General features: G+C 40.0%; 3 protein-coding genes. 1 reads left to right on the forward strand and 2 read right to left on the reverse strand.

The window, feature by feature from the left end; translation table 11 throughout:
- Positions 1-80: 80 nt before the first annotated feature.
- Positions 81-1310 (reverse strand): tetratricopeptide repeat protein, encoded by a 1230-nt coding sequence (locus Q4A91_RS09285; RefSeq protein ID WP_303214235.1) that lies wholly within the window; start codon positions 1308-1310, stop codon positions 81-83.
- Positions 1300-2466: an AI-2E family transporter gene (locus Q4A91_RS09290; protein WP_000400294.1), complete on the reverse strand. Its 1167-nt coding sequence runs from the start codon at positions 2464-2466 to the stop codon at positions 1300-1302. The genes Q4A91_RS09285 and Q4A91_RS09290 overlap by 11 nt, the downstream gene beginning before the upstream one ends.
- Before the next feature lie 144 nt (positions 2467-2610).
- Between Q4A91_RS09290 and Q4A91_RS09295 the strand changes: the two genes are divergently transcribed.
- Positions 2611-3624: a lactonase family protein gene (locus Q4A91_RS09295; protein ID WP_303214238.1), complete on the forward strand. Its 1014-nt coding sequence runs from the start codon at positions 2611-2613 to the stop codon at positions 3622-3624.
- Positions 3625-3708 lie beyond the last annotated feature (84 nt).

Below are 3708 nucleotides of genomic sequence, written 5' to 3' on the forward strand. Positions count from 1 at the left end.
TCGTCTCCTCTCGTGCTTAGTTATAGGTCACCCACTACAGTTGACATAGAGCCATAAAATTTTACAAAAAATAGAAATCCTTAAAGTGTCTCTATGAGTTCTTGCATTTGAACATCATCTGGAACGAGTTTTAAATAAGCTTCAGCTTGCACTTTGGCTTCTTCAAAATATCCCAATTCACGTAGGAGATAAGTATACTGCTCCAGAAATTCAGGATTATCCTTGAGGTCAGACGATAGTTGTTGATAGAGTTCATAGGCCTTATCTAAATCCTCGATTTCCTGGTAAGAACGGGCAATCATCCACTTGGCCAAGAGATTTTCAGGTTCTTGACTTTGGAGAGCGATGATATCTTCGTACCGCTCTTGTTCCATATAAATAGTTGCAAGGCGAAGGAAAATTTCTTCTGTATCCTCTGCATCTTCTTTTGCAGTAAGAAGAAACTGCTCAGCATCACTAGGATCATGTAATTCATACGAAAACTGTGAAGCAGCTAGTAAGAGCCGAGTTTCAAATGGATTTTTCTCCAAACCTTGTTTAGCGATACGAAGGGCCTCTTCCACCTGATGTTCCTTATGCAAAGCTTGACTATAACCATATTCATATCCTTCAAAATCAGGTGAAATGGTATCAATCTGCTTAAAGTAAAGAACAGATTTTTGATACTCTTCTTGGTCAAAGTAAAGACTAGCCAGTTCAAAGGCAGTTTGGTCATCGTATTCTAATTCTAAAGCTTTTTCTAAGAATTCAGTTGCAGCTTCAAACTTGCCTAACTGGGCATAAGCGTAACCAATTCGTTGATAGGTTGAGACACCCGTTTGCTCATAGATGGAGCGATTGTCTAATTGAGCATAGCTCTGAATAGCTTCCTGATAATTTCCTAACTCACTATCCAACTCAGCCAAACCAAAAACTAATAAGGCATCATCTGAGTAGTTTAAGGCTTCCAGTAACTTTTCATGTGCTACATCTGTCAATCCTTCCAACTGATAGAGGTCTGCCTTCAAGGCCAAAGCCGATACGTACCAGTCACTTTCGGGTGTGATTTCCTCAAGGTAAGCAAAGGCTTCTTCAACATTGCCATCCTCGCTAGCAATGCTGGCTAAATTCAGATTCACTTCTGGAAATTCTGTAACGATATGTTGGTAAGTTTCTTCAGCTTGAGGATAAAAGCCAATTCCCTCTAGATAGCTTGCTAGTTCGTAAAGAACTTCGCTTGAATCTGTTTCAAGGGCTTTGTGAAAATACTGATCTGCTTTGGTTAAATTCTGTTCATCCAAAGCCTGGAGCATGCGTTGACTATTGTTCACTCTTGATTTCCTCCCCTTCTTCTTCATACAAACCGCTGACTTTCTTATACCAGTTAAAGATAGCTGAGATAACGACCTTGGCAGAGGCATAGACAGGGATTCCCAGCAAGACTCCCCAAATACCAAACATAGAACCTGAAGTTAGGAGAACAAAGAGGACATTGATCGGATGGATGTTTAGCTGACTACCTAAAATAAGAGGAGAAACGAAGCGACCTTCAATCGTTTGTTCAACAATAAAGACAATAATCACTTTCAAAAGCATGACAGGCCCCGCTATCAAGCCCAAAACCAAAGCAGGCAACATCGCTAGAAAACTACCCAAGTAAGGTACTAGATTGAGGATACCAGCCGTGATACCAAGAGTCACAGCATATCTGAGACCAATAATCTTAAAGAAGATAATAAACATAATTGCCACGATAATAGCAACTGTAACCTGCCCTCTAACATAGTTTGATAACTGTTTATTAACATCTGACAAAACTTGTCCGACAGGTTCTTTTAACTTGTTTGGGATGAATTTAGTTAGGTAATCCCGCAAGCCTTTCCCATCTCTCAAAAGATAAAAGAGCATGAAGGGTACGATAATAACCGCTACAATGACCTGGGAAACGCTACTGATAAAGGCGCTAACCCAGTTAACAGCTTGAGAAGAGATTTTGCTGGCCCACATAGTCGCCTCACTAGAAACATTGGAAAGAACCTGCTCCAACTGTGGTCTAAAATCATCTGGCAAGCGTTTGGTTACAAGGTCATTGATCACCTTATCAGCATCTTCCAGGTATGTCGGCACATTCTTTGCAAAATTTAAGACTTGACGTTGCAGATTAGGAATTGCGACTGCCAGCCCCCAAATGATAAAGAGTCCAATAATAACAAAAACAATACTAATAGCAAGTACACGATTGATCTTGTGCTTCTCCATCCAGTCCACAATCGGATTGAGGAGGTAATAAAGTAAACCAGATAAAATAACTGGCAACATGACAACCCCTAAAAAGTCCAATACCGGTAAAAAGATAAAACTAATCTTACTTAGAATAAAAATATTTAGCCCCAGTAACAAGGTTACTAAAAATACAGTGATGGCTTTATTATCTAAAAACCACTTAAAAAACCAAGATAGGCTAAAATGTTTCTCTTTATGTTCCATAAATACATCCTTTCTGTCATTCTCTCATTATACCATTTTTAGACTAAAATAACTCTTTTTTAAAGTGCTTACATGAATGAATCTAGTGCTTCATGACTGCCATTTTGTGGTATAATGAACTTATCATTATTAAGAGGTATGGACATGAAAGAAACTGTTTATTTTGGAACTTACACTCGTCGCTTATCTAAAGGGATTTACAAGGCAGATTTTGATACAGAAACAGGCCAGCTTGCAAATCTTGAGCTCTTTGCTGCTGAACCCAGTCCAACCTACCTTGCCTTTGACCAACAGCAACACTTATACACTGTAGGGAGCCAGGATGGCTTAGGTGGAATCGCTGCATATAAGACAGATGGCGCTTTGCTAAATCACGTGGTTGAAGAAGGTGCTCCTCACTGCTACGTTGCAGTTGACGAAAAGCGTGGTCTCGTTTATGGAGCCAATTATCATAAAGGCCAAGTTCTGGTTTATAGACGTCAAACGGATGGTAGTCTCATCCAAACAGATCTAGATCAGCATAGTGGACAAGGTCCTCATGAAAACCAAACTTCCCCACATGTACACTTTACAGATCTAACACCTGACCAGTACCTCGTCACCTGTGATCTAGGAACAGATGAGGTAACAACCTATGATGTTAGTCAAGAAGGAAAACTAAGTAAACTCTACACTTATCACAGCCAAGCTGGAGCAGGTGCTCGCCACATCGTTTTCCACCACCACTATAAGATTGCCTATCTCATCTGCGAACTTAATAGCACTATAGAGGTCTTGATTTATGATGGGGTTGGTGAATTTGAACGCATGCAAGTTATTTCAACCTTACCAGATGGATACGAAGGCTTTAATGCTACTGCTGCCATTCGTCTTTCAAAAGATGGCAAATACCTCTATGCATCCAACCGAGGTCATGATTCCATTGCAGTCTATACAATCCTCGCTGATGGTAGCTTGGAATTATTAGAGATTGTACCAAGTCATGGTAAAAATCCACGTGATTTCGACCTAACTCCTGATCAAGAGTTTCTCATTGCTGTTCATCAAGATTCTGATAACGTAACCGTCTTTAAGCGCAATCCTAAAAGTGGTCGTCTTGCAGAGCTTTCTAACGACTTCCATGTCCCTGAAGCAGTCTGCATCAACTTTTCACATTAAAAAAAAAATGAACTTGAGTTTCAAGTTCATTTTTTTGGCTCTATGTCAACTGTAGTGGGTGACCTATAACTAAGCACGAGAGGA

Origin of the sequence: Streptococcus sp. (assembly GCF_030528045.1) — a bacterium.
Classification (GTDB): Bacteria; Bacillota; Bacilli; order Lactobacillales; family Streptococcaceae; genus Streptococcus.